This window comes from Variovorax sp. GW821-FHT09A10 (assembly GCF_059418385.1).
In genome coordinates this window covers 120,130-142,688 of the sequence record NZ_JBWKPT010000003.1, presented here as the reverse complement: position 1 = coordinate 142,688, position 22,559 = coordinate 120,130, and the positions used below count along the sequence as shown (strand labels likewise).

Genomic DNA, 22,559 nt, shown 5'->3' with positions numbered 1-22,559 from the left:
TCTGTGGCCGAATGTGAACGAATCGTCAAAAAGTCGATTCACTCACACCCGGTTGTCACCTAGATGACCTTCGCAATCGACGCGCAGACGTAGTCGATGTTCTTGCTGTTGAGCGCGGCGACGCACATGCGGCCGGTGTCGGTGCCGTACACGCCAAACTCGTTGCGCAGGCGCACCATCTGGTCCTTGGTCAGGCCCGAGTAGCTGAACATGCCGATCTGGGTGGTGATGAAGCTCATGTCTTCCTTCACGCCGGCGGCCTTCAGGCCGTCGACCAGCTTCTGGCGCATGGCCTTGATGCGCACGCGCATCTCGCCCAGTTCCTTTTCCCACAGGGCGCGCAGCTCGGGAGTGCCGAGCACCGCGGCCACCACGGCGCCGCCGTGGATCGGCGGGTTGCTGTAGTTGGTGCGGATGGCGATCTTGAGTTGCGACAGCACGCGGCCGGCTTCTTCCTTGTTCTCGCACAGCACCGACAGGGCGCCGACGCGTTCGCCGTACAGGCTGAAGCTCTTGGAGAACGAGGTCGACACGAAGAAGGTCAGGCCGGCGTCGACGAACTTGGCGACAGCCGCGCCGTCTTCCTTCAGGCCGTAGCCGAAGCCCTGGTAGGCCATGTCGAGGAAGGGCACGAGGCCCTTGGCCTTGACGGCAGCAACGACCAGGTCCCACTGCGCGGGGGTGATGTCGTAGCCGGTCGGGTTGTGGCAGCAGGCGTGCAGCACGACGATGGTGCCAGCCGGTGCCGCGTTCAGGGCGGCCAGCATGCCGTCGAAGTTGATGCCGCGCTGGGCGGCGTCGTAGTAGGGGTAGCTTTCGACCGTGAAGCCGGCGTTGGTGAACAGCGCGCGGTGGTTTTCCCAGCTCGGGTCGCTGATCAGCACGGTGGCGTTGGGGTTGAGCTTCTTGAGGAAGTCGGCGCCGACCTTCAGGCCGCCGGTGCCGCCGATGGCCTGGATGGTGGCCACGCGGCCGGAGGTGACGGGCTCGCTCTCGGGGCCGAAGACCAGGCCCTTGACGGCGTTGTCGTAGGCCACGATGCCGTCGATCGGCAGGTAGCCGCGGGCCGAGGGGGCCTTCATCATGTTCTGCTCTGCGGCCTGCACGCACTGGAGCAGGGGCAGCTTGCCGTTGTCGTCGTAATACACGCCGACGCCGAGATTGACCTTGAGGGGGTTGGTGTCGGCTGCAAATTGCTCGTTGAGGCCGAGGATCGGGTCGCGCGGCGCCATTTCGACCGCGGTGAACATAGACATGGAAAGGTCCTTTGGGATGAAAGCTTCGCTGGCAACCGGAGGAGGCTTTATCCTTTCCGGTTGCCTTGAATTTTACCGGCGCCACGCCACCTGTCGGGAACAGCCATGCCAGAGAACACCGAAGCCATAGCAGACCTGAAGAAAGTCGACCCGATCGGGCCGGCGAAACAGGGCGAATTCATCCGCTATCCCGACTCGCCGTTCGAGCTGTTCCAGCCTTATCCGCCGGCAGGCGACCAGCCCACGGCCATCGACGGCCTGGTGGCCGGCGTGCTCGACGGCGAGGTGTACCAGACGCTGCTGGGCGTGACGGGCTCGGGCAAGACTTTCACCATGGCCAACGTGATCGCCCGGCTGGGCCGCCCGGCCATCGTGTTCGCACCCAACAAGACGCTGGCGGCCCAGCTCTACAGCGAATTCCGCGAGTTCTTCCCGAAGAACGCTGTCGAGTACTTCGTGAGCTACTACGACTACTACCAGCCCGAAGCCTACGTGCCGCAGCGCGACCTGTTCATCGAGAAAGATTCCTCGATCAACGAGCACATCGAGCAGATGCGCCTGTCGGCCACCAAGAGCGTGCTGGAGCGGCGCGACACGGTCATCGTGGCCACGGTGAGCGCCATCTACGGCATCGGCACGCCCGAGGACTACATGGAGATGCGGCTGATTGCCCGCGTCGGCGACAAGGTCGGCCAGCGCGACCTGATCTCGCGGCTCATCCGCATGCAGTACACGCGCAACGAGCAGGACTTTGCGCGCGGCACGTTCCGCGTGCGCGGCGACACCATCGACGTGTTCCCGGCCGAGCACAGCGAGCTGGCCATCCGCTTCGAGCTGTTCGACGACGAGATCGAGTCGCTGCAGCTGTTCGACCCGCTCACCGGACGCATCCGCCAGAAGGTGCCGCGCTTCACGGTGTACCCGTCGAGCCACTACGTGACGCCGCGCGACAAGGTGTTGGCGGCGGTCGAAACCATCAAGATCGAACTGGCCGGCCGGCTCAAGGAACTGACCGGCTCGGGCAAGCTGGTCGAGGCGCAGCGGCTGGAGCAGCGCACGCGCTTCGACCTGGAAATGCTGGCCGAGATCGGCCACTGCAAGGGCATCGAGAACTACACGCGGCACCTTTCGGGCGCGGAGCCTGGCGACCCGCCGGCGACGCTCACCGACTACATGCCGAAGGACTCGTTGATGTTCCTCGACGAGAGCCATCAGATGATGGGCCAGCTCAGCGCCATGTACAACGGCGACCGGGCGCGCAAGGTCACGCTGGTCGAGTACGGCTTTCGCTTGCCGAGCGCGCTGGACAACCGGCCGCTCAAGCTCGAGGAGTTCGAGAAGCGGGCGCGCCAGTGCATCTTCGTGTCGGCCACGCCGGCGCAGTACGAGAAGGACCACGCCGGCAACGTCGTTGAGCAACTGGTGCGGCCGACCGGGCTGATCGACCCTGAGGTCGAGGTGCGCCCCGCCACGCACCAGGTGGACGACGTGCTGGGCGAGATCCGCATCCGCGTCGAGAAGAACGAACGCGTGCTGATCACCACGCTGACCAAGCGCATGGCCGAGCAGCTCACCGACTACCTGAGCGACAACGGCGTGAAGGTGCGCTACCTGCACAGCGACGTCGACACGGTCGAGCGGGTGGAAATCCTGCGCGACCTGCGCCTGGGCTCTTTCGACGTGCTGGTGGGCATCAACCTGTTGCGCGAGGGGCTGGACATTCCCGAGGTGTCGCTGGTCGCGATCCTCGATGCCGACAAGGAAGGCTTCCTGCGCGCCGAGCGCTCGCTGATCCAGACCATCGGCCGGGCGGCGCGCAACCTGAACGGCAAGGCCATTCTTTATGCCGACCGGATGACCGAGTCGATGAAGAAGGCCATCGGCGAAACCGAGCGCCGCCGCACCCGGCAGATCGCCCACAACGAGGCGAACGGCATCACGCCGCGCAGCATCGTGAAGCAGGTGCGCGACCTGATCGACGGCGTCTACAGCGAGAAGACCGGCAAGGAAATGGCCAAGCTCGACCTGGAACGCGCCAAGGTCGAGGACATGAGCGAGAAAGACATCGCCCGGGAAATCAAGCGGCTCGAGAAGCAGATGCTGGAGCACGCCCGCAACCTCGAATTCGAGAAAGCGGCCCGGGTGCGCGACCAGCTGGCGCTGCTGCGCGAGCAGGCGTTCGGGGCGTCGGGCGGCGACAACATCCCCGGTTTGGCGGCCTGATTTCGGCTAGGCCATAAGTTCGCTTTCTTCAAGCGAACCGCGCTGGGGTTTACCCGAGCAGAGTTCAGGGGCATCTGCTATACTTGACCGAAATACTCAACAACAAAGAACTTCGCGATGAAGGACCGACTCCTACCGGCTGGTTCACCAGCGTCGGGGTCGGGCAGGGCGGAGACGAAGTCACCGCGGCCCAAGGCTGTGGTGTCATTTCAACGGTAAGCACTTGAAGGAGCTTGCGATGCGTCTCACTACCAAAGGCCGTTTTGCGGTCACAGCAATGATCGATCTGGCGTTGCGTCAGAACACCGGTCCGGTCACGCTGGCTGCGATCAGCCAGCGGCAGCAGATTTCGTTGTCGTACCTCGAACAGCTGTTCGGCAAACTGCGCCGCCACGAGCTGGTCGAATCGACCCGCGGCCCCGGCGGCGGCTACAGCCTCGGACGCAAGGCGGCAGACATCACGGTCGCCGACATCATCGTGTCCGTCGACGAGCCGATCGATGCCACGCAGTGCGGTGGCAAGGAAAACTGCCTCGGTGAGCAGGGTCGCTGCATGACGCACGAACTCTGGGCCTCGCTGAACCAGCGCATGGTCGAGTTCCTCGACTCCGTCACGCTGCAGAAGCTGGTCGACGACCAGATCGCCAAGGGCGTGCAGATCGAGAACAAGCCGGTCGTCAAGCGTGCCATCTCGGCCCAGCCGGTGGTCAAGCCCATTCGCGTGAATGCGCCGAATTCGGTCTTCGCTCTCGGCAACGTCTTCGCGAAGTCCTGACCTGATCGAGTCCGGCGATGCCTGCGGGCATCGCCCCGAGTTTGCCCCGACCTCATAAAACAACCCCCACGCCAGCCCGAGCCAGCCATGGACGTCACTCCTCATTTCCCGATCTATCTCGATTACGGCGCCACCACGCCGGTTGACCCGCGTGTGGTCGACGCCATGATTCCCTGGTTGCGCGAACACTTCGGCAACCCGGCATCGCGCAGCCACGCCTGGGGCTGGGAAGCCGAAGAGGCGGTCGAAAAGGCGCGCGGCCAGGTGGCCGACCTGATCAACGCCGACCCGCGTGAGATCGTCTGGACGTCGGGCGCCACCGAGTCGATCAACCTGGCCCTCAAGGGCGCGGCCCAGTTCTACAAGGGCAAGGGCAAGCACCTGATCACCCTGAAGACCGAGCACAAGGCCGTGCTCGACACCATGCGCGAACTCGAGCGCCAGGGCTTCGAAGTGACCTACCTCGACGTCGAGGAAAACGGCCTCGTCGATCTCGAGAAGTTCAAGGCGGCCATCCGCCCCGACACCATCCTGGCCAGCGTGCTCTTCGTGAACAACGAAATCGGCGTGATCCAGGACGTGGTCGCGCTGGGCAACGTCTGCCGCGAAAAGGGCGTGATCTTCCACGTCGACTCGGCCCAGGCCACCGGCAAGGTCGACATCGACATCACCAAGCTGCCCATCGACCTGATGAGCCTGGCTTCGCACAAGACCTACGGTCCCAAGGGCATCGGCGCTCTGTACGTGCGTCGCAAGCCGCGCATCCGCATCGAAGCGCAGATGCACGGCGGCGGCCATGAGCGCGGCATGCGCTCGGGCACGCTGCCCACGCACCAGATCGTCGGCATGGGCGAGGCCTACCGCATCGCCAAGCTCGAGATGAAGGACGACATCGCCCACGCAGCGCGTCTGCAGAAGCGCCTGCTCGACGGCCTGAAGGATGTCGAACAGGTCTTCATCAACGGCGACCTCGAGCGCCGCGTGCCGCACAACCTGAACATGAGCTTCAACTACGTCGAAGGCGAGTCGCTGATCATGGGCATCAAGGGCCTGGCGGTGTCGTCGGGTTCGGCCTGCACCTCGGCCAGCCTGGAGCCCAGCTATGTGCTGCGCGCCCTGGGCCGCAGCGACGAGCTGGCCCACAGCAGCCTGCGCATGACCATCGGCCGCTTCACGACCGAAGAAGAAATCGACTACGCCATCTCGACCATCAAGCACAACGTCGCCAAGCTGCGCGAGCTGAGCCCCCTGTGGGAGATGTTCCAGGACGGCGTCGACATCAGCACGATCCAGTGGTCGGCCCACTGACCCAGGCCAGCCCAAGGCTCCACGATTGAACAAAGTTTGAGAGGTACACCATGGCATATTCTTCCAAGGTCATCGACCACTACGAAAACCCCCGCAACGTCGGCTCCTTCGAAAAGGGCGACGACTCGGTAGGCACCGGCATGGTCGGCGCACCGGCTTGCGGCGACGTGATGAAGCTGCAGATCAAGGTCAACCCCGAAACCGGCGTGATCGAAGACGCGCGCTTCAAGACCTACGGCTGCGGCTCGGCCATCGCTTCCTCGTCGCTCGTGACCGAATGGGTCAAGGGCAAGACGCTCGACGAAGCGGCAGCCCTCAAGAACGCGCAGATCGCCGAAGAACTGGCGCTGCCGCCGGTCAAGATCCACTGCTCGATCCTCGCGGAAGACGCCATCAAGGCGGCCGTGAGCGACTACAAGGCCAAGCACGGCGCCAAGACCACCGAGTCGACCGCCGAAGCTGCTGTTCACTGAGATGGCCGTCACGCTGACCGAAGCCGCTGCGCGCCACGTCACCCGCTACCTCGGCAAACGAGGCAAGGGCGTGGGCGTGCGGCTGGGCGTGAAGACCACCGGCTGCTCGGGCCTGGCCTACAAGCTCGAGTACGTCGACGAGTTCACGCCTGAAGACGTGGTGTTCGAAGACCACGGCGTGAAGGTGCTGGTCGACCCGAAAAGCCTGGCCTACATCGACGGCACGCAGCTCGACTTCGTGCGCGAAGGCCTGAACGAGGGTTTCAAGTTCATCAACCCGAACGAACGCGACCGTTGCGGCTGCGGCGAAAGTTTTCGCATCTGATGCGTCGTCGCTGACCGCGACCACAGCCGCCACCATGTCATGTGCTGGCGGCTTTTTATTGCCATGAACCTCAACGACACCGACTTCCAACTGTTCGCCGTCCCGGCGACCTTCGCGCAGGACCGCGCCGTGCTCGACGCGCGCTGGAAGGAACTGCAGCGCGAGGCGCACCCGGACCGCTTTGCCGCGCAAGGCGCCGCCGCGCAGCGCGTGGCCATGCAGTGGTCGGTGCGCATCAACGAGGCCTATCAGCGGCTGAAGGACCCGATCCGTCGCGCGAGCTACATCTGCGAACTCAACGGCGCACCGCTGAATGCGGAGAACAACACGGCGATGCCGGGTGCCTTTCTCATGCAGCAGATGGAGTGGCGCGAAGCGCTCGACGACGCCCGCGACATCGCCGCCGTCGAGCTGCTGCAGGCCGACGTCGAAACCACGCGCGCCCGCGCACTCTCGTCGCTCGACTGGCTGATCGACGAGAAGGGCGACTACCCCGGTGCCGTGCAGCAGGTGAGAGCCCTCATGTTCATTGAGCGCTTCGGCGAGGACGTCGAGAAAAAATTCGATCAGTTGGGACAATAGGCCCCTATGGCTCTTCTTCAGATTTCCGAACCCGGCCAGGCGCCCGACCCGCACCAGCGCCGCATTGCCGTGGGCATCGACCTGGGCACCACGCATTCGCTGGTGGCCTCGGTGCGCAACGGCGTGGCCGAGTGCCTGCCCGACGACCAGGGCCGCGTGCTGCTGCCCTCGGCGGTGCGCTACCTCGACGGCGACCGTCGCCAGATTGGCTTCGACGCCGTGGCCGCGCGCGCGCAGGACCCCACCAACACCATCACCTCGGTCAAGCGGCTCATGGGCCGCGGCCTGGCCGACATCGCGAACCGCGAGGCCATGTCGTACCGCATCGGCGGTGACGACGGCGGCATGGTCAAGGTGCAGACCTCCGCCGGCGAGAAGTCGCCCGTCGAGATCAGCGCCGAGATCCTGGCCACGCTGCGCTACCGCGCCGAAGACACCTTCGACGACGAGCTCTACGGCGCCGTCATCACCGTGCCGGCGTACTTCGACGAGGGCCAGCGCCAGGCGACCAAGGACGCCGCGCAGCTCGCGGGCCTGAACGTGCTGCGCCTCATCAGCGAGCCGACCGCCGCCGCCATTGCCTACGGCCTGGACAACGCGAGCGAAGGCGTCTACGCGGTCTACGACCTGGGCGGCGGCACCTTCGACATCTCGATCCTGCGGCTCACGCAGGGCGTGTTCGAAGTGATCGCGACGGGTGGCGACTCGGCCCTGGGCGGCGACGACTACGACCACGCCATCGCCGACTTCGTGCTCGCGCAAACCGGCCGCCAGGCCGGCAGCGACAACGACCGCGCCGCACTGCTCGTGGCCGCGCGTGCCGCCAAGGAGGCACTGACCGATGCCGAGTCGACCCTCTTCAGCGCCGCGCTGGCGGGCGGAAAGGCTGAGTTCACGCTGACCCGTGCGCAGTTCTTCGCGGCCACCCAGGCGCTGACCGATCGCACCCTCGCAGCCGTGCGCAAGGCGCTGCGCGACGCGAAGCTCAAGCCCGAAGACCTGCAGGGCATCGTGCTCGTCGGCGGCTCCACACGCATGCCGCAGATCCGCAACGCAGTGGCTGCCTATTTCGGTCGCGAGCCGCTGATCAACCTGAATCCCGACGAGGTCGTGGCGCTCGGTGCCGCGATCCAGGCCAACCAGCTGGCCGGTAACAACGGCGCGGGCGAGCTGCTGCTGCTCGACGTGATCCCGCTGTCGCTCGGCATCGAGACCATGGGCGGTCTGGTCGAGCGCATCGTGCCGCGCAACCAGACCATCCCGACCGCGATGGCGCAGGACTTCACGACCTACCAGGACGGTCAGACCGCGCTGGCGTTGCACGTGGTGCAGGGCGAGCGCGACCTCGTGTCCGACTGCCGCAGCCTTGCGCGCTTCACGCTGCGCGGCATCCCGCCGATGGCGGCGGGTGCGGCGCGCATTCGTGTCACCTTCACCGTCGACGCCGACGGCCTGCTGAGCGTGAGTGCCAAGGAGCAGGGCAGCGGCGTCGAGGCCAGCGTGGCGGTCAAGCCGTCGTACGGCCTGTCGGACGACCAGATCGCGACCATGCTGCAGGAAAGCTTCTCCACCGCGCAGCAGGACATGCAGGCCCGTGCGCTGGTCGAATCCCGCGTCGATGCCGACCGCATGCTGCTGGCCACGCAGAGCGCGCTCGATGCCGACGGCGATCTGCTGAACAGCGAGGAACGCGCCGCCATCGACGCCTCGATGGCACGGCTGCGCGATGTTGCCAAGAGCAGCAACGAAGCCGCTGTGATCGAAGCCGCCACGAAGGCGCTGGCCAACGACACCGAGGCCTTTGCCGCCCAGCGCATGAACGCGGGCATTGCACGCGCGCTCGCAGGCCGCAAGGTCGAATCCCTGTAGACAGAACCATTTCATGCCCACGATCAAGATCTACCCGCATCCCGAGTACTGCCCGCAAGGCGCCGAGATCACCGCGCCCGCCGGCACCTCGATCTGCGAGGCCCTGCTCGACAACGACATCAATATCGAGCACGCCTGCGAGATGAGCTGCGCCTGCACGACCTGCCACGTGATCGTGCGCGCGGGCCTCGATTCGTTGAATGAAGCCGAGGAAGGCGAGGAAGACCTGCTCGACCGTGCCTGGGGCCTGGAGCCGCAGTCGCGCCTGAGCTGCCAGACCATCCTGGCGCAGGAGAATGTGACGATCGAGATTCCCAAGTACACGATCAACCACGCCAAGGAAAACCACTGATGTCGCGCCAGATCGTTCTCGATACCGAAACCACCGGCCTGTCTGCGGAGAACGGCGACCGCGTCATCGAGCTGGGCTGCGTGGAGCTGTTCGCCCGCAAGCTCACCGGCAACGACCTGCACATCTACTTCAACCCGGAGCGCGAAAGCCACGAGGACGCGCTCAAGGTTCACGGCCTGACCACCGACTTCCTGCGCGACAAGCCGAAGTTCGCCACGCTGGGCAAGGACATCATCGAGTACCTGCGCGACGCCGAGCTGATCATTCACAACGCGGCCTTCGACGTCGGCTTTCTCAACAAGGAATTCGAGCGCGCCGGCCTGCCGCCGCTCAAGACCTTCGTGAGCGAAGTGACCGACACGCTGGCCATGGCCAAGCTGGTCTACCCGGGCAAGCGCAATTCGCTCGACGCCCTGTGCGACCGCTTCGGTGTCGACCGCTCGAACCGCACCTTCCACGGCGCCAAGCTCGACGCGCAGCTGCTCGCCGACGTCTACATCAACCTCACGCGCGGGCAGGACGCACTGCTGATCGACGTGGCCTCGAACGAGCCCGCGCAGGGCACGACGGTCGTGGCCATCGACCTGAGCCAGTTCGAGCTGCCGGTGATCGAGGCGGCCGAGCATGAACTCAGCGCGCACGAGGCCGTGTTGTCGCAACTCGACAAATCCAGCGGCGGAAAAACTTTATTTCGCCAAAACGGCTGAAAAGCTATGGCATAATCTGAGGCTTCGCACAACGCGATACGTGTTCAAGACACTGAACTCAAAAGCAGTGTCTCAGGGCGGTTAGCTCAGGGGTAGAGCACAGCATTCACACTGCTGGGGTCGGAGGTTCGAAACCTCCACCGCCCACCATTCAGACCTACGACAAACGGCACCATCAGGTGCCGTTTTCGTTGGTCCCGCGCAAATCCCGGCGCCATTCAGGAGGGGTCTGCTGTGCGGCCAGCGCACCTCGGGCGCTCAGAAGGAATGGCCTTCGCGGTTGCGCCGCAAATCGGCCTCCACCATCATCGCGCACAGTTCCTCCAGCGTCGTGCGGGGCTCCCAGCCCAGCGTCTTCCTGGCATGCGACGCATCGCCGATGAGCAGGTCCACTTCGGCCGGGCGATAGAACTTCGGGTCGATCTTCACGAGGACCTTGCCGGTCTCGCGGTCGATGGCGACTTCCTCCTGTCCCATTCCTTCGAACCGGAGCTCGTAACCCGCGGCCCTGAACGCCATGTCGACGAACTCCCGCACGGTTTCCGCGCGGTGGGTGGCGAGCACGTAGTTGTCCGGCTTGTCGGCCTGCAGCATGCGCCACATGCCGTCGACGTACTCCTTCGCGTAGCCCCAGTCGCGCTTGGCGTCCAGGTTGCCCAGCGTGAGCACATCGAGCTTGCCGAGCCTGATCTTGGCCGCCGCGTCGGTGACCTTGCGCGTCACGAATTCGCGGCCGCGCAACGGGCTCTCGTGATTGAACAGGATGCCGCAGCAACCGAAGATCCCATAGCTCTCCCGGTAGTTCATCGTCATCCAGTGCGCGAAGAGCTTGGAGACGCCGTACGGGCTGCGCGGGTAGAAGGGCGTGTCTTCCTTCTGCGGAATGGCCTGGACTTTGCCGAACATCTCCGACGTCGATGCCTGGTAGTACTTGATCTGGCGGTTCGTCAGGCGGATCGCTTCAAGCAGGTGGAGGGTGCCCAGGCCGTTGGTGTGCGTGGTGGCTTCGGGCTGGTTGAAGCTCGCGCCCACGAAGCTCTGCGCCGCCAGGTTGTAGACCTCGTCGGGCTCTGCGTCCCGGATCAGCGTGAGCGAACTGCCCAGGTCCGTCAGGTCGTATTCCACGAGCTGCAGCTCCGGGTGGTCCTGAATGCCGAGCGACTCGATGCGCCAGAAGTTCACCGAACTGGTTCGGCGGAAGGCGCCGTAGACGGTGTAGCCCTTGCCCAGCAGCAGCTCGGCCAGGTACGCCCCGTCCTGTCCGGTAATGCCAGTGACGACAGCGCGTTTTTTCATGGCTTCGGTGCAGTGGGATGAAGGAAGGGGTCAGGCCGGCGCATCGATGCCGCGTTCGATCGCCAGCGCCACGGCCGATGCCATCGCGAGCGCCTCGCGCTTCTCGGCCGCGGGACAGCGGCCGTAGGTGTCGTCGAAGCGCACGATGTCGTCCTCGCCGAGGTAGCTGCCGGTCTGCACCTCGATCACTTCCAGCATGGTCTTGCCGGGGTTCTCCAGCCGATGGATGGTGCCCGAGGGCAGGTAGATCGACTCGTTCTCCCGCACCAGCAGGACTTCGCCGCCGCGCGTGGCCTTGGCCGTGCCCTTGACGACGATCCAGTGCTCGGCGCGGTGGTGGTGCATCTGCAGCGACAGCTTGCCGCCGGGCTTGACGGTCAGGTGCTTCACCTGGAAGCGCTCGCCTGTGTCGATGCTGTCGTAGGCGCCCCAGGGCCGTACCACGCGGCGATGCTCGGTGGCTTCGACCGTGCCCTCGCGCGACAGCATGCGCACCACCTCGGCCACCTGTTCGGCGCAGTCCGCGCCCGCGACCAGCACCGCGTCCGGCGTGTCCACGATGATCAGGTCCTCGGTGCCCAGCGCCACCACCGGCCGGTGCGGCGCATGGACAAAGGTGTTGCGCGAGTTCAGCACGCTGCCCGTGCCGCTCACGCGGTTGCCCGCCTCGTCGGCCGGGTGCAACTGGGCCACCGCGTTCCAGCTGCCCACGTCGCTCCACGCGCCCTCGAAGCGCACCACCGCGACGTCGGCGTGCTTTTCGAGGACCGCGTAGTCGATGCTGTCGCTGCGGCAACCTTCGAAGGCCTCGCGGTCCAGGCGCACGAAGCTGCCGTCGACTGACACCGCGGCGGTCGCGCGTTCGCAGGTGGCGAGGATGTCGGGCGCATGCGTGCGCAGTGCGGCGACCAGCGTGCGCGCCTGGACCAGGAAGATGCCCGCGTTCCAGCAGTAGTTGCCTTGCAGGATCAGCGCTGCGGCCACCGCCGCCGTCGGCTTCTCGACGAAGCGCGCCACCGCGCGGCTGGGGCCATGGCCCGTGGCCCCGGCCGCCTCGATGTAGCCGTAGGCCGTGCTCGGAAAGCTGGGCGCGATGCCGAAGGTGACGATGTTGCCTGCCAGGGCTGCATCGACGCCGCTGCGCATCGTGGCCTCGAACAGCGCCACGTCGGGAATGTGGTGGTCCGCGGGCGCGAAGAGCAGCAGGTCGTCGGGCTCGGCCAGCAGGGCCGCCGCGGCCATCGCGGCGGCCGTGTTGCGGGGCACGGGCTCCAAGATCTGGCGGCCCTGCGCGTGCGCGTTCTCGATCGCCTCGCGCACCAGGAAGCGATGCTCTTCCGACGCGACGCAGGTGATCGTCCGGTTCAGCGTGGCGAGCCGCTCGAGCGTGAGGTGCAGCAGGCTCTTGTTGCCGACCAGCGGCGCGAACTGCTTGGGAAAGGCCTTGCGCGACAGCGGCCACAGCCGCGTGCCGCTGCCGCCGCACAGGACCACGGGATGGATGGTGGGGGTGTTCATGGTGACCAGCCTTTGTTGTGCGGTGGGTGGTGGATCGGATCGCTTCGAAGGCGTGCCGCTCAGATCAGGCCCGTGTGAACGGCGAAGTTCACCGCCTGGGCGCGCGAATGCACATGCAGCTTCTTGTAGATGCTCTTGATGTGCACGTTGACCGTCTGGCCGGTGATGCCGAGCCTGGCGCCGATCTCCGCCGAGACGCAGCCCGACGCCACGTGGCGAAGGACCTGGCTCTCGCGCGGCGTCAGCGTGGCCCCGTGCGGCGGCGACATGGCGTCGTCGGCGGGCTGCTGCTGCGGCTGCTCGCGCGGCTGCTGGTTCAGGCGGTGCAGCAGGCGCCGCGCGAGCCGCGGCGTGATGACGGCGCCGCCGTTCACCACGTGCAGCACCGCCTCGGCGAAGCTCTGCAGCCAGGCGTTCTTCAGCAGATAGCCCGTGGCGCCCAGCTCGAAGGCCCGCAGCACGTGGGCGTCGTCCTCGAGCGAGGAGATCACGATGATCTCGCCGTTGCCATGGTGGCGGCGCGCCTCGGTGATCAGCTCGAAGCCCATGCCGTCGCTGAGCCGCAGGTCGACCATCAGCACGTCGAACGCATGCGTGGCCAGCAGCTTGCGTCCCTCGCGGATGCTGTCGGCCTGGCCTTCGAGCTGGATGCGCAGGTCCGACAGCAACTCCTGGGCGATCACCCGGCGCATGTACTCGTCGTCGTCGATGAGCAGCACGCGCACCGGCGACTTTTCCTGGCCCGTCATGAAGTCCGGCCACAGCCTTGCGGCGGACGCGTACGCGGGGGTGGTGGAAGTGCCCTGCTGGCGCAGCAGCATCGCGGCGGGGGCGGGTTCGCCGGACGTCATGAGCGTGTTGTCAACCATGTTCTTGCCCCGGTTGGAGTGAGTGAGGGAGGGAGGCCGATGTGGCGCTGGCGTCGGCGGTGTGGACCGGGAAGTCCGGCACCGGCGCGTCGAAGCCGCGCGGGTTCGCCAGCTGCCAGCGCCAGCTGTCGGCGCACATCTGGTCCAGGCTTCGCTGTGCACGCCAGCCGAGCCTGTCCTGGGCGTGCTGCACATCCGCCCAGTAGGCCGCGGCATCGCCGGGACGGCGCGGCCCGATGTGCACCGCGATGCGGTGCCCGCACGCGCGTTCGAAGGCCGCAATCACGTCGAGCACCGACGCGCCGCGCCCCGTGCCCAGGTTCACGGTGAGCAGGCCCCGATGGAGCGCCGCGTACCGCAGGGCCGCCACATGGCCTTCGGCCACGTCCATCACGTGCACGTAGTCGCGCACCCCCGTGCCGTCGTGTGTGTCGTAGTCGTTGCCATGCACGACGACGTGCCCGCGCTCGCCCACCGCGACCTGCGAGACATACGGCACCAGGTTGTCGGGTGGCCCCTGGGGGTGCTCGCCCAGCAGGCCGCTCTCGTGCGCGCCGATGGGGTTGAAGAAGCGCAGGCACGCGATGCCCCAGCGCGGATCGGAGCGCGAGAGGTCCGCGAGCATGCGCTCCACCATCACCTTGGAGCGCCCGTAGGGGTTGACGGCCGCGTACGACGCGCTTTCCCGGATCGGCGAGCGCGGGATGTCGCCGTAGACCGTGGCCGAGGACGAGAAGATCAGCGTGCGCACGCCGGCGCGCTCCATGGCGCGCGCCAGCGCCAGGCTGCCCGCCACGTTGACGTCGTAGTAGCCCAGCGGGTCGCTCACCGAGCGGCTGACCGCCTTCAGCCCCGCGAGATGCAGCACCGCGTCGACCCCGTGCTCGGCGAACACGCGGTCGAGCACCGCCGCGTCGCGCACGTCGCCGCGCACGAGCTGCGGCTGCACGCCGCAGATGCGCCCCACGCGCTCCAGCGAACGCGGATCGCTGTTGACCAGCGTGTCCAGCACCACCGGCAGGAAGCCGGCCGAGATCAACGCCACGCAGGCGTGGCTTCCGACAAAGCCGGCGCCACCCGTCACGAGGATCTTGGAGGGGGTCATGGCCGTGACTCGTGAAGGGAAGACGGCGTGGTCGTGCCTGGCTGCGCCACGCAGCGAAGCAGTTCCTGCTCGAAGCGCGACAGGATCGCGTCCTGGTCGAGCTCCGCCTGAGCGAACGCGCGGCCCGCCGCGCCGAGCGCAGCGCGCAGGCCCGGCGAGCACGCGAGCTGCGCGATCGCGTCGGCCAGCACGGCGGCATCGCCAGGGGGCACCACGACGCCGCGGTCCGCGACCACGCGGGCGAGTTCGGTGCCGGGGTGCGCCGTGGCGATCACGGCCTTGCCGCTCGCGAACATGCCAGCCAGCTTCGAGGGCATCACGAGGTCGGCGGCATCGGCGCGCTGCGGCAGCACGTGAATGTCGGCCATGCCCAGCAATTCGTTGAGCCGCTCGGCGGGTTGCAGGTCGAGAAAGTGCACGCGGTCCAGGCTGGCACAGGCCGACATCAGCGGGCCGCGGCTCGGGCCGTTGCCGCAGATCACGATGTGGATGTGCTGCCGGTCGGCGAGCAGGCCTGCCGCCTCGGCCAGCAGCTCGATGCCCTGCTTGGCGCCCAGGCTGCCCGCATAGAGCACAACCACGGCATCGGGCGCAATGCCCAGTTCGGCCCGGTAGCCGCCGTCCACATGGGGGGCGGGGCGAACCGCCGAGACGTCTACCCAGTTCGGGAAAAGCACCAGGCGACCTTCACCGATGCCCTTGCTCCGGGCCTTGTCGATCATGGCCGCGGAGATGGTCGACACGCGGTCGAACCTCGCCAGCAGCCAGCGCTCCAGCGACAGCGCGACACGCCGCACGCCCGCGCCGCGCAGCAGGCCCAGGCCGAACGCCGCATCGACCTCGAAGTCCTGGATGTGCAGCCACGACGGGATGCCGAGCAGCTTCGCGAAGCACAGCGCCGCAGGCGCGCAGAAAAGCGGCGGCTCCACGACGACCACGAGGCCGGGCTTCCAGCGCGCCTGCGCCAGCAGCAGCGGCAGGCTCGACAGCATGAACGAGCACAGGTGCGCCACGCGCGCCAGCGCACGCGGTTGCGAAGGCACCCAGGTGGGGGCGCGCCAGACCGTGAGGCCGTTGCGCCCGGTGATCTTGCGATAGGCCCAGGCCGAATGCCCCTCGAACACCGCCCAGTGCGGAAAGAAGGGCGGCGCCGCGATCACGCGCACGTCGTGGCCCCGGGCCTGGAGCCAGTCGGCCATCTCGCCCGAGTACTTGCCGATGCCGGCCAGCTCGGGCGCGAAGTTCATCGAGTACAGCAGGATCTTCACGGCGACGTCTCCATGACCGGGCGCAGCAGGCGCACGATCGGAAAGAAGCCGAACAGCGCGCGCATGCGCAGCTCGTACAGCAGGAAGTCGGAGACGAAGGCGATGAAGAAGACGTAGTGCGGCTTGTCCGGAAAGAGCGAGATCACGATGCCGTACGAGGCGATGCGCAGCGCGAACTCCAGCAGCGTCCACCAGCCGAGCGAGCCCATCGTGGCGTTGAGCGAGAGCATGATTTCGTGATGGACCGTGTAGGTCCTCAGCAGGAAGTACGGCGCGATGCACACGAAGATGTCGCGCGCCTCGGGGCCGAGCTTCAGCAACGGCGCGGCCACCGCCATCAGCCCCGCCAGCCCCACGAAGAGCATGCAGCCGAGCAGGAACGAATGCCGCGCCAGCCGCAGCTTCTCGCGCGTGAGGTTGCCCGCGTTGGCGTCCAGCATCGCCGGCGTCTTCGTGACGAGAAAGGCCTGCACGAACTGCGAGGGCGCCTCCGCGAGAAGAAAGGCCAGCTTGAACGCGCCCACGTAGCCCAGCGGCATGAAGAGCGCCACCAGCAGCAGGTCCGACTTGCGCAGCAGGAAGGTCAGCAGCGCATACACCGTGGCGCTGGCCTGCGACGCGAGCGCCAGCACGGGCGGCCCGGCCGGCGGCGCAGCACCGTTCGCCGTCAGGAAGATGGCCGCGCCCACGAGCGTCAAGGCCAGCAGGTTGATGGCGAGCAGGTGCGCCACACCGATCTCCAGACCGAGCACAGCCATCGCCGCCACGCCCAGCACCAGCACGGTCGCGCGCACGCCCGACTCCAGGTTGAGCAGGCCTGCATGGCCCAGGCCCCGGCTGTACGACAGGCGCAGGCTGTTGAACGCGAAGACCGCGAGCGACAACACGATCAGCACGAAGGGCATGCCGACCACCGGCAGGCGCTGCGCACCCACGACGCCGGCCGCGAGCAGCGCGGCGAGCGGCAGCCCGATCGCCAGCGTGCGCACCAGGTCGCCGCGCGTCACCCGGGGCGGCACGCTCGCGGCATTGCGCGAGAACAGCAGCGAGCTGCCCAGCGTGCCCACGACCAGCGCCACTTCCAGCACCGACTGGTAGATCGAGTACTCGCCGAAGCGCGCGGGCGCCACCTGCGCCGCGATGAGAAAGATCGCCAGGAAACCCGACAGGTACACATACAGCCGCGATGCGAGCGCCCCCAGCCCCAGGCGCTGCGCCAGGCGGACGCCGGGCAGGGCGAACGAGGTGCCGGCGGCTGGCTTCATGGCGTGCTCCCGTCCGCGGGGTGCTTGGCTGCCGGCGCATCCGCGAAGCCCAGGCTGTCGGCCATGCGGCGCGCGCGCGAGGCGATCCGGTGCGCGTTGTTCTTGGCCCGGCGTGCCATCTGCAGTGCCCAGGTGAGCGCCGCGACCGTGTATACGCGGCGATGCAGCGCGGGCTGCATCGCCAGCTTGGCAGAGCCCTGGAAGTGCAGCGCGAGCACGCGCACCGTGTCGCCCGCCGGCGTCTGCAGGCAGGGCTGGCCGTCGACGAAGGCCAGGCGCTTGGCGCCGCCGCGCACGCGGAACTCGCGCGTGAGATGGTTGGTGCCGCCGTTGACGTTGTGGTCGATCACCTGGCCGTCGAACACCCGGTTGATCGGCACGGTGTTGCCCGTGGCCTGCGCCCACAGGTACAGCAGCGTCATGTCGGACACCCCGCCGCGCACGCTGCGGGCCGCGAAGCGCTCGGCGATCTCGCGCAGCTGGTGCAGGCCGGCGGGCGTGCTGTACATGCGCACGAGGCAGGCGACGAAGTCCTGCAGGCCGGCGGCCGTCCAGTAGCTCACGTGCGGCGAAACCTGGCAGGGGTTCCAGCCGCCTGTGGGCAGGATGCTGGAGCCCGAGAAATCGGCACTGCCCACCAGACGCGCAATGTGGGCGCCGACGCCGCGGAACAGCAGCACGTCGCTGTCGATCAGCACGAAGGCGCGGCAATCGGGGTGTGCTGCGAGATGGTTCGCCAGCAGGAAGTAGCGCCGGAAGCAGATCTTCTCGAACGCCGGCGTGTTGCTCGACAGGTGCACGTAGGCCTGGCAGAAGCGTTCGTATGCCGGCCCGGCGTCGGAGTCCGACAGCACGACCAGCGGCTCCTGCGCCCTGGCCGCGGATTCGCCGCACAGGCGCAGGGCCGTGTTCCGGCGGTCTTCCACAACGATGAAGGGGAGGGCGTGGTCCATGGTCGGGGCAAGGCGTTTGGCAAGACGGTTCAGGGCCGCGGCGCGGTGGCGCTGCGCACCAGCGCGACGTGGGCGGGAAGAAAGTGGAAGTCGGCGTCCAGCGGCATGTCGAGCGTGAGCATTCCGCCCCGGGCGTTCGCGTCGCCGATCCAGCTGCGCAGTTGCGTCGCCGAGAAGCGCGGCGCGCTCGGCTGGGCCCAGGAGGCGCCCAGCGGCGTCAGCACATGCAGCCGGAGTTCGGAGGGCGGCGAGGCCAGGCGTGCGGTGGGCTGCAGGTACTCGCCCGCCATGAGGGTCTGGCACGGCGCGCTCTTGAGGCTGAAGCGCGCCGCCCCCTCGCCGGCATTGAAGGCCAGCCACCGGGTGGGGGCGCCGCTGCGCGCGGCCGCGCACAGCCGATCCCAGTCGCGCGCGGTCATGCCGGTCGTGTTGTAGACGCCGTCGAACCACCAGCCCGTGGCGAGCGCGCCGTAGTGCTGCGACCAGTCGTCGATCACGGCCGACCAGGCGGCGATGAAGCGCGCCGGCGGTGGCTGCTGCTCGGAGACGTCGCCCAGGCATTCCATCAGGTAGGGGTCGCCTTGCGGTGCGCGGAACGGCAGGTAGAGGATCAGCGCGATGCCGTGGCGCCGCAGCGCGCGGCCGATCTCCATCGGCAGGTCGCGCGGCGAACGGTTCGCGGCGCTGCGCGGGCACAGCGCTTCGAGGGCAGCGTTCGGCGCGATGAACTGGCCGTTGTTCTGCCCGAGCGTGAGGATGAGATGGCTGGCGCGCATCTCGGCGAGCGCGGCGGCGAAGGCCTCGACGTCGAAGCGCCCGATGCCGGCGATGGATTGCTTGTCGGGCAGGTAGTGGACCATCACGCCGAAGCCCTGCACGCCCTGCGCTTCGGGCAGGGCCGCCGCGGCCGACCCGGCCCACGCGGCCAGCCCGAGCGCCAGCGCCGCGAGCGCGTGAAGCAGGGCGCGTGCGCGGTTCGTCATGGCGTGGCCCTCGCCAGCGATGCGTCGCCGCGCTTGAGCGTGAGGTAGCTCGCCGCCACCGCGCCCGGTGCGCAGGCCCGCGACAGTGACCACGCGGGGCGCGTGCGCTGGTGCGCGGCCAGGTAGCGCTCGATGCCGCCCAGGCCGCCGAATTCGTTGCCGATGAAGAACGCGTAGCCCGCGAAGAGCTCGCGGTGGACCGGCAGGTCCGAGAGCAGCAGCGGCACGCCCAGCGTGGCGGCCTCGGCGGCCGACAGGTTGAAGCCCTCGAAGGTCGACAGCGAAATGAAGGCCGTCGCGCCCCGGTACAGCCGCAGCAGTTCGTCCCGCGACACCAGCCCCCGGTGCCGCACGCTGGCGCGGAACGCGGGCGCCAGGGCCGAGATCATGCGTTCGACCTCCTTGGCGCCGTTGCCCGTGATGTCGAGGCAGTCGACCAGGCCCTGGCGCTTCATGCGCACGAACAGCTTAAGGATGCCCTCGAAGTTCTTGTGCGGGTAGTAGTGGTAGGCCGCGATCAGGTAGCGCTCGCCGGGCGCCGGCGTGTTGCCGGAAGCCGGGGGGGCGGCGCCCGCATCCACGGGATTGAAGATCACCGCCGGGTGCGCGCAGCGCCTGAAGTGGCGTTCGAAATCTTCCTGGCTGCTGCGGCTGATGAAGATCACGTCGGCGGCGCTGCGCGCGACGCGCTGCAGGTTCCAGTCGAGCCAGAGGCGCTTTTGCGGCGTGAAGTACTGCGGGTACGACTTGTACTGCACGTCGTGCACCACCACGATCGAGTCCCGGTGGCGGCCGAAGGGCGCCAGCAGCGAGAAGGGCAGGAAGTAGTTCGGGAACAGTGAGTACACCCGCTCCCCGTGCAGCCACCCGCGCACCAGGTGGAGGTTGTAGAGCAGCGTGTCGAGCACGAAGCGGCTGATCTTCAACCGCCGCGCGATCGCGTACAGGCGCGGATGGCGCTCGCTGATCGGCTGCACCTGGTGCTCCGGCGCCGCGCGCATGCTCTGCAGCAGCACCTCGGACACGTTCAGCACCCCACCCGCCGACGCGTTGAGCCGGATGGTGTCGTAGAAGAGGTAGGTGGCCATGGTCGCGCTCACGTTCTCAGGCCGTCGGCAGGCTGGCGCGCCGGGCGGGGGGCCGGCCGGCGGAACCACGCGGCGAGGCTGCCGGCGACGACGGCCGCGGCCAGCCCCGAGACGGCGAACGGTCCCCAGCCCAGGATCGGGCCGCGCAGGAACGGCACGTAGGCGGCCAGCAGCACCAGCGCGCACAGGGAGCCGGGCGTGAGCGCGCGGTGCGGGTCGACGGCCTTGTCGACGACGCGAAAGAGCGCCGAGACCGCAAAGCCCAGCAGCGCCGGGCCCGCCAGCCCGAAGTCGAAGTACGCGGTGGTGAAGGGCGGCAGCGACAGGTTGCTCTGCGAGAAGTTGCCCAGCACGGCCGGCCAGCCGAGCGGATCGAACTCGGGAAACATCTTCAGCTCGCGCGGCAGCACGAAGGAGAACGCCGAGAGCAGGTAGCGCCCATAGCCGAGCTCGGGCGAGGGCGCGCGCTCCAGGATGCCGGCGATGACGAACATCGCGTCGAAGTCCTGGCTGAAGGGGTACGACGCCAGCTCCGCGCCCCACATGGCGTCCCGCGAGATCAGGTTCAGCACCGGCCCCAGGCCCGCGATGGCGCCGAAGATCACGGCGACGAGGGCCCACCGGTGGCGCCGCCCCAGGGCATGGATGAGCAGCGGCAGCAGCCCGATCAGGATGATCTGGCGCGCCGTGTTGACCGGGTTGGCGGCGATGGCGGCGAGCGCGAACGACAGGCCCGCGACGCACCAGGCCCACAGCGTGCGCTGGCGCGTGGCGTGGATCGCGAGCGCCACGCAGCACAGCAGCACCATGAGCTTGGGCAGCGTGGAATAGACGATGTACTGGACCGGCGCGGCCTCCTCTTCGGAAATCACGCCGCGCGCCGTGAAGTTCATGTCGGGGCGCAGGAAGAGCATGGCGAACGCCACCTCCAGGCAGGCCAGCAGCAGGAAGGGGTGGGCGACGCCGGCGGCGTGTGCTCCGTGCGTGCGGGGCGCCGGCCAGGGCCCGGCCGGCGGCGCGGGCTGGCCCAGCCGTGCGGCCTCCACGCCGGCCATGTACATCAACACGAGCATCAGCGCCTGCGTGTGCGCGGCCTGCCCGACGATGCCGACGTCCCAGAAGTCGGTGTCGGTCGCGATCTGCATCGCCGGCGCCAGCGAGAAGTAGATGAGCACCGCCGTGTAGTGGATCAACAGGAACACGCTGTCGCCGGCGGTGCCCAGCATCGACAGCTGCACCACTGTCAGCACGAACACCACCCCGTAGCCCCAGACAGGATCGATCAGCCCGCACAGCGCGGCGCAGACGATGCCGGACCAGAAGACGAGGGTTCGCATGGCGCGGTCCGTTTCTGCTTCAGGCGTGCGCGGCCTCGGTGGCACTGCGGCGCGCCGCCTGGTAGTCCGCATAGGTGCGGCGCAGCCCTTCGGCCAGCGGCACCGTGGCGTGCCACCCGAAGCTGGCCGCGCGCGACACGTCCAGCAGCTTGCGCGGGGCGCCGTCGGGCTGGGCCAGGTCGTAGCGGATGCTGCCCTCGTAGCCCACGACCTCGCGGATGAGTTCCACCAGCTCGGCGATCGAGACGTCCTCGCCCGTGCCGAGGTTGATGTGGCCGCGCATCGGATCGGTGTGCTGGTCGTAGGCGGCGCGCGACAGGTTCATCACGTCCAGGCAGCCTTCGACCATGTCGTCCACGTACAGGAACTCGCGCCGCGCCCGGCCGCTGCCCCAGATCAGCACGCTCGGCGTGCGGCTGATCCTGGCCAGGTGAAAGCGCTGGATCAGCGCGGGCACCACGTGGCTGTTCTCCAGGTGGTAGTTGTCGCCGGGGCCGTAGAGGTTGCTCGGCATCACGCTGCGGAAGTCGACGCCGTGCGTGGCGCCGTACTGCCGGTTGTAGCTCTCGCACAGCTTGATGCCCGCGATCTTGGCGATCGCATAGGGCTCGTTGGTGGGCTCGAGCCTGCCGGTGAGCAGGGCCTCTTCGCGGATCGGCTGCTCGGCCAGGCGTGGGTAGATGCAGCTGGAGCCGAGGAACAGCAGGCGCTTGATGCCGGCGAGAAAGGCCTGGTGCGTGAGGTTCGCCGCGATCAGCAGGTTCTCGTAGATGAACTGCGCGGGGTAGGTCATGTTGGCGTGGATGCCGCCGACCTTGGCCGCCGCCACGTAGACCTGGTCGACGCGCTCGGTGGCGAAGAAGCGCGCAACGGCTGCCTGGTCGAGCAGGTCGAGCTCGGCGTGGCTGCGCGTCACGACCTCGTGGCCGAGTTCGCCCAGGCGCCTCGTGAGCGTCTGGCCGACCATTCCGCGATGACCTGCAACATAGATTCGCATGGCGTTCTTT

At 67.7% G+C, this 22,559-nt stretch carries 21 protein-coding genes and 1 tRNA gene; 10 read left to right on the top strand and 12 right to left on the bottom strand.

The window, feature by feature from the left end:
* Window positions 1-59 precede the first annotated feature (59 nt).
* Entirely contained in the window at window positions 60-1,256 is a 1,197-nt protein-coding gene (locus tag AC07Q9_RS14010) for an amino acid aminotransferase (RefSeq protein ID WP_307586982.1), read from the bottom strand.
* A gap of 105 nt (window positions 1,257-1,361) precedes the next feature.
* Between AC07Q9_RS14010 and uvrB the strand changes: the two genes are divergently transcribed.
* From uvrB to AC07Q9_RS13960, 10 genes are all read left to right on the top strand, one after another.
* A complete protein-coding gene (uvrB, locus tag AC07Q9_RS14005; RefSeq protein ID WP_495310145.1) occupies window positions 1,362-3,479 on the top strand; it encodes an excinuclease ABC subunit UvrB in 2,118 nt (705 codons plus the stop codon).
* Between the two features lie 238 nt (window positions 3,480-3,717).
* A complete protein-coding gene (iscR, locus tag AC07Q9_RS14000) occupies window positions 3,718-4,254 on the top strand; it encodes a Fe-S cluster assembly transcriptional regulator IscR (RefSeq protein WP_056580055.1) in 537 nt (178 codons plus the stop codon).
* 87 nt (window positions 4,255-4,341) lie between these two features.
* Window positions 4,342-5,562: an IscS subfamily cysteine desulfurase gene (locus AC07Q9_RS13995; RefSeq protein ID WP_489058440.1), complete on the top strand. Its 1,221-nt coding sequence runs from the start codon at window positions 4,342-4,344 to the stop codon at window positions 5,560-5,562.
* A gap of 50 nt (window positions 5,563-5,612) precedes the next feature.
* On the top strand, window positions 5,613-6,035 hold the full coding sequence (iscU, locus tag AC07Q9_RS13990; RefSeq protein ID WP_070061054.1) for a Fe-S cluster assembly scaffold IscU: 423 nt from the start codon (window positions 5,613-5,615) through the stop codon (window positions 6,033-6,035).
* A gap of 1 nt (window position 6,036) precedes the next feature.
* The gene (gene iscA / locus AC07Q9_RS13985; RefSeq protein WP_007828190.1) at window positions 6,037-6,360 is read left to right on the top strand and encodes an iron-sulfur cluster assembly protein IscA; all 324 of its coding nucleotides are present in this window, start codon (window positions 6,037-6,039) and stop codon (window positions 6,358-6,360) included.
* Window positions 6,361-6,423: 63 nt separating this feature from the next.
* Window positions 6,424-6,942 carry a Fe-S protein assembly co-chaperone HscB gene (hscB, locus tag AC07Q9_RS13980; RefSeq protein WP_495310143.1) on the top strand — a complete coding sequence of 173 codons (519 nt, stop codon included), beginning with the start codon at window positions 6,424-6,426 and terminating at the stop codon, window positions 6,940-6,942.
* A gap of 6 nt (window positions 6,943-6,948) precedes the next feature.
* Complete coding sequence (gene hscA / locus AC07Q9_RS13975) at window positions 6,949-8,811, top strand: Fe-S protein assembly chaperone HscA (protein ID WP_495310142.1); 1,863 nt, start codon at window positions 6,949-6,951, stop codon at window positions 8,809-8,811.
* A gap of 13 nt (window positions 8,812-8,824) precedes the next feature.
* Window positions 8,825-9,163: an ISC system 2Fe-2S type ferredoxin gene (gene fdx, locus AC07Q9_RS13970; protein WP_099790179.1), complete on the top strand. Its 339-nt coding sequence runs from the start codon at window positions 8,825-8,827 to the stop codon at window positions 9,161-9,163.
* On the top strand, window positions 9,163-9,870 hold the full coding sequence (dnaQ, locus tag AC07Q9_RS13965) for a DNA polymerase III subunit epsilon (protein ID WP_495310140.1): 708 nt from the start codon (window positions 9,163-9,165) through the stop codon (window positions 9,868-9,870). The genes fdx and dnaQ overlap by 1 nt, the downstream gene beginning before the upstream one ends.
* Before the next feature lie 75 nt (window positions 9,871-9,945).
* Window positions 9,946-10,020, top strand: a tRNA-Val gene (locus AC07Q9_RS13960).
* Between the two features lie 108 nt (window positions 10,021-10,128).
* Here the strand turns inward: AC07Q9_RS13960 and gmd are convergent.
* From gmd to AC07Q9_RS13905, 11 genes are read right to left on the bottom strand one after another with little or no spacing between them, the layout of a single operon-like run.
* Window positions 10,129-11,166, bottom strand: coding sequence for a GDP-mannose 4,6-dehydratase (gmd, locus tag AC07Q9_RS13955; RefSeq protein ID WP_495310138.1), 1,038 nt, complete (start codon window positions 11,164-11,166; stop codon window positions 10,129-10,131).
* A 30-nt stretch (window positions 11,167-11,196) separates the two neighbouring features.
* Window positions 11,197-12,684 (bottom strand): mannose-1-phosphate guanylyltransferase/mannose-6-phosphate isomerase, encoded by a 1,488-nt coding sequence (locus tag AC07Q9_RS13950; protein WP_495310136.1) that lies wholly within the window; start codon window positions 12,682-12,684, stop codon window positions 11,197-11,199.
* Between the two features lie 59 nt (window positions 12,685-12,743).
* On the bottom strand, window positions 12,744-13,505 hold the full coding sequence (locus AC07Q9_RS13945) for a LuxR C-terminal-related transcriptional regulator (RefSeq protein WP_495310791.1): 762 nt from the start codon (window positions 13,503-13,505) through the stop codon (window positions 12,744-12,746).
* A 40-nt stretch (window positions 13,506-13,545) separates the two neighbouring features.
* The gene (gene galE, locus AC07Q9_RS13940; protein WP_495310135.1) at window positions 13,546-14,658 is read right to left on the bottom strand and encodes a UDP-glucose 4-epimerase GalE; all 1,113 of its coding nucleotides are present in this window, start codon (window positions 14,656-14,658) and stop codon (window positions 13,546-13,548) included.
* A complete protein-coding gene (locus tag AC07Q9_RS13935; protein ID WP_495310134.1) occupies window positions 14,655-15,926 on the bottom strand; it encodes a glycosyltransferase WbuB in 1,272 nt (423 codons plus the stop codon). Before AC07Q9_RS13935 ends, galE begins: the two co-directional genes overlap by 4 nt.
* Window positions 15,923-17,191 (bottom strand): polysaccharide biosynthesis protein, encoded by a 1,269-nt coding sequence (locus AC07Q9_RS13930; protein WP_495310133.1) that lies wholly within the window; start codon window positions 17,189-17,191, stop codon window positions 15,923-15,925. The genes AC07Q9_RS13935 and AC07Q9_RS13930 overlap by 4 nt, the downstream gene beginning before the upstream one ends.
* Window positions 17,188-18,144 carry a hypothetical protein gene (locus AC07Q9_RS13925; protein ID WP_495310132.1) on the bottom strand — a complete coding sequence of 319 codons (957 nt, stop codon included), beginning with the start codon at window positions 18,142-18,144 and terminating at the stop codon, window positions 17,188-17,190. The genes AC07Q9_RS13930 and AC07Q9_RS13925 overlap by 4 nt, the downstream gene beginning before the upstream one ends.
* Window positions 18,145-18,173: 29 nt before the next feature.
* Window positions 18,174-19,127, bottom strand: coding sequence for a hypothetical protein (locus AC07Q9_RS13920; RefSeq protein ID WP_495310130.1), 954 nt, complete (start codon window positions 19,125-19,127; stop codon window positions 18,174-18,176).
* Entirely contained in the window at window positions 19,124-20,215 is a 1,092-nt protein-coding gene (locus AC07Q9_RS13915; protein WP_495310129.1) for a glycosyltransferase, read from the bottom strand. The genes AC07Q9_RS13920 and AC07Q9_RS13915 overlap by 4 nt, the downstream gene beginning before the upstream one ends.
* 8 nt (window positions 20,216-20,223) lie before the next feature.
* Complete coding sequence (locus AC07Q9_RS13910) at window positions 20,224-21,552, bottom strand: hypothetical protein (protein WP_495310127.1); 1,329 nt, start codon at window positions 21,550-21,552, stop codon at window positions 20,224-20,226.
* Window positions 21,553-21,571: 19 nt separating this feature from the next.
* On the bottom strand, window positions 21,572-22,549 hold the full coding sequence (locus tag AC07Q9_RS13905; RefSeq protein ID WP_495310125.1) for a GDP-L-fucose synthase family protein: 978 nt from the start codon (window positions 22,547-22,549) through the stop codon (window positions 21,572-21,574).
* Window positions 22,550-22,559 lie beyond the last annotated feature (10 nt).

Coding starts and splice junctions, on each gene's coding strand:
- AC07Q9_RS14010 (WP_307586982.1), bottom strand. CDS start 1,256: ATGTCTATGTTCACCGCGGTCGAAATGGCGCCGCGCGACCCGATCCTC.
- uvrB (WP_495310145.1), top strand. CDS start 1,362: ATGCCAGAGAACACCGAAGCCATAGCAGACCTGAAGAAAGTCGACCCG.
- iscR (WP_056580055.1), top strand. CDS start 3,718: ATGCGTCTCACTACCAAAGGCCGTTTTGCGGTCACAGCAATGATCGAT.
- AC07Q9_RS13995 (WP_489058440.1), top strand. CDS start 4,342: ATGGACGTCACTCCTCATTTCCCGATCTATCTCGATTACGGCGCCACC.
- iscU (WP_070061054.1), top strand. CDS start 5,613: ATGGCATATTCTTCCAAGGTCATCGACCACTACGAAAACCCCCGCAAC.
- iscA (WP_007828190.1), top strand. CDS start 6,037: ATGGCCGTCACGCTGACCGAAGCCGCTGCGCGCCACGTCACCCGCTAC.
- hscB (WP_495310143.1), top strand. CDS start 6,424: ATGAACCTCAACGACACCGACTTCCAACTGTTCGCCGTCCCGGCGACC.
- hscA (WP_495310142.1), top strand. CDS start 6,949: ATGGCTCTTCTTCAGATTTCCGAACCCGGCCAGGCGCCCGACCCGCAC.
- fdx (WP_099790179.1), top strand. CDS start 8,825: ATGCCCACGATCAAGATCTACCCGCATCCCGAGTACTGCCCGCAAGGC.
- dnaQ (WP_495310140.1), top strand. CDS start 9,163: ATGTCGCGCCAGATCGTTCTCGATACCGAAACCACCGGCCTGTCTGCG.
- gmd (WP_495310138.1), bottom strand. CDS start 11,166: ATGAAAAAACGCGCTGTCGTCACTGGCATTACCGGACAGGACGGGGCG.
- AC07Q9_RS13950 (WP_495310136.1), bottom strand. CDS start 12,684: ATGAACACCCCCACCATCCATCCCGTGGTCCTGTGCGGCGGCAGCGGC.
- AC07Q9_RS13945 (WP_495310791.1), bottom strand. CDS start 13,505: ATGCTGCTGCGCCAGCAGGGCACTTCCACCACCCCCGCGTACGCGTCC.
- galE (WP_495310135.1), bottom strand. CDS start 14,658: ATGACCCCCTCCAAGATCCTCGTGACGGGTGGCGCCGGCTTTGTCGGA.
- AC07Q9_RS13930 (WP_495310133.1), bottom strand. CDS start 17,191: ATGAAGCCAGCCGCCGGCACCTCGTTCGCCCTGCCCGGCGTCCGCCTG.
- AC07Q9_RS13925 (WP_495310132.1), bottom strand. CDS start 18,144: ATGGACCACGCCCTCCCCTTCATCGTTGTGGAAGACCGCCGGAACACG.
- AC07Q9_RS13920 (WP_495310130.1), bottom strand. CDS start 19,127: ATGACGAACCGCGCACGCGCCCTGCTTCACGCGCTCGCGGCGCTGGCG.
- AC07Q9_RS13915 (WP_495310129.1), bottom strand. CDS start 20,215: ATGGCCACCTACCTCTTCTACGACACCATCCGGCTCAACGCGTCGGCG.
- AC07Q9_RS13910 (WP_495310127.1), bottom strand. CDS start 21,552: ATGCGAACCCTCGTCTTCTGGTCCGGCATCGTCTGCGCCGCGCTGTGC.
- AC07Q9_RS13905 (WP_495310125.1), bottom strand. CDS start 22,549: ATGCGAATCTATGTTGCAGGTCATCGCGGAATGGTCGGCCAGACGCTC.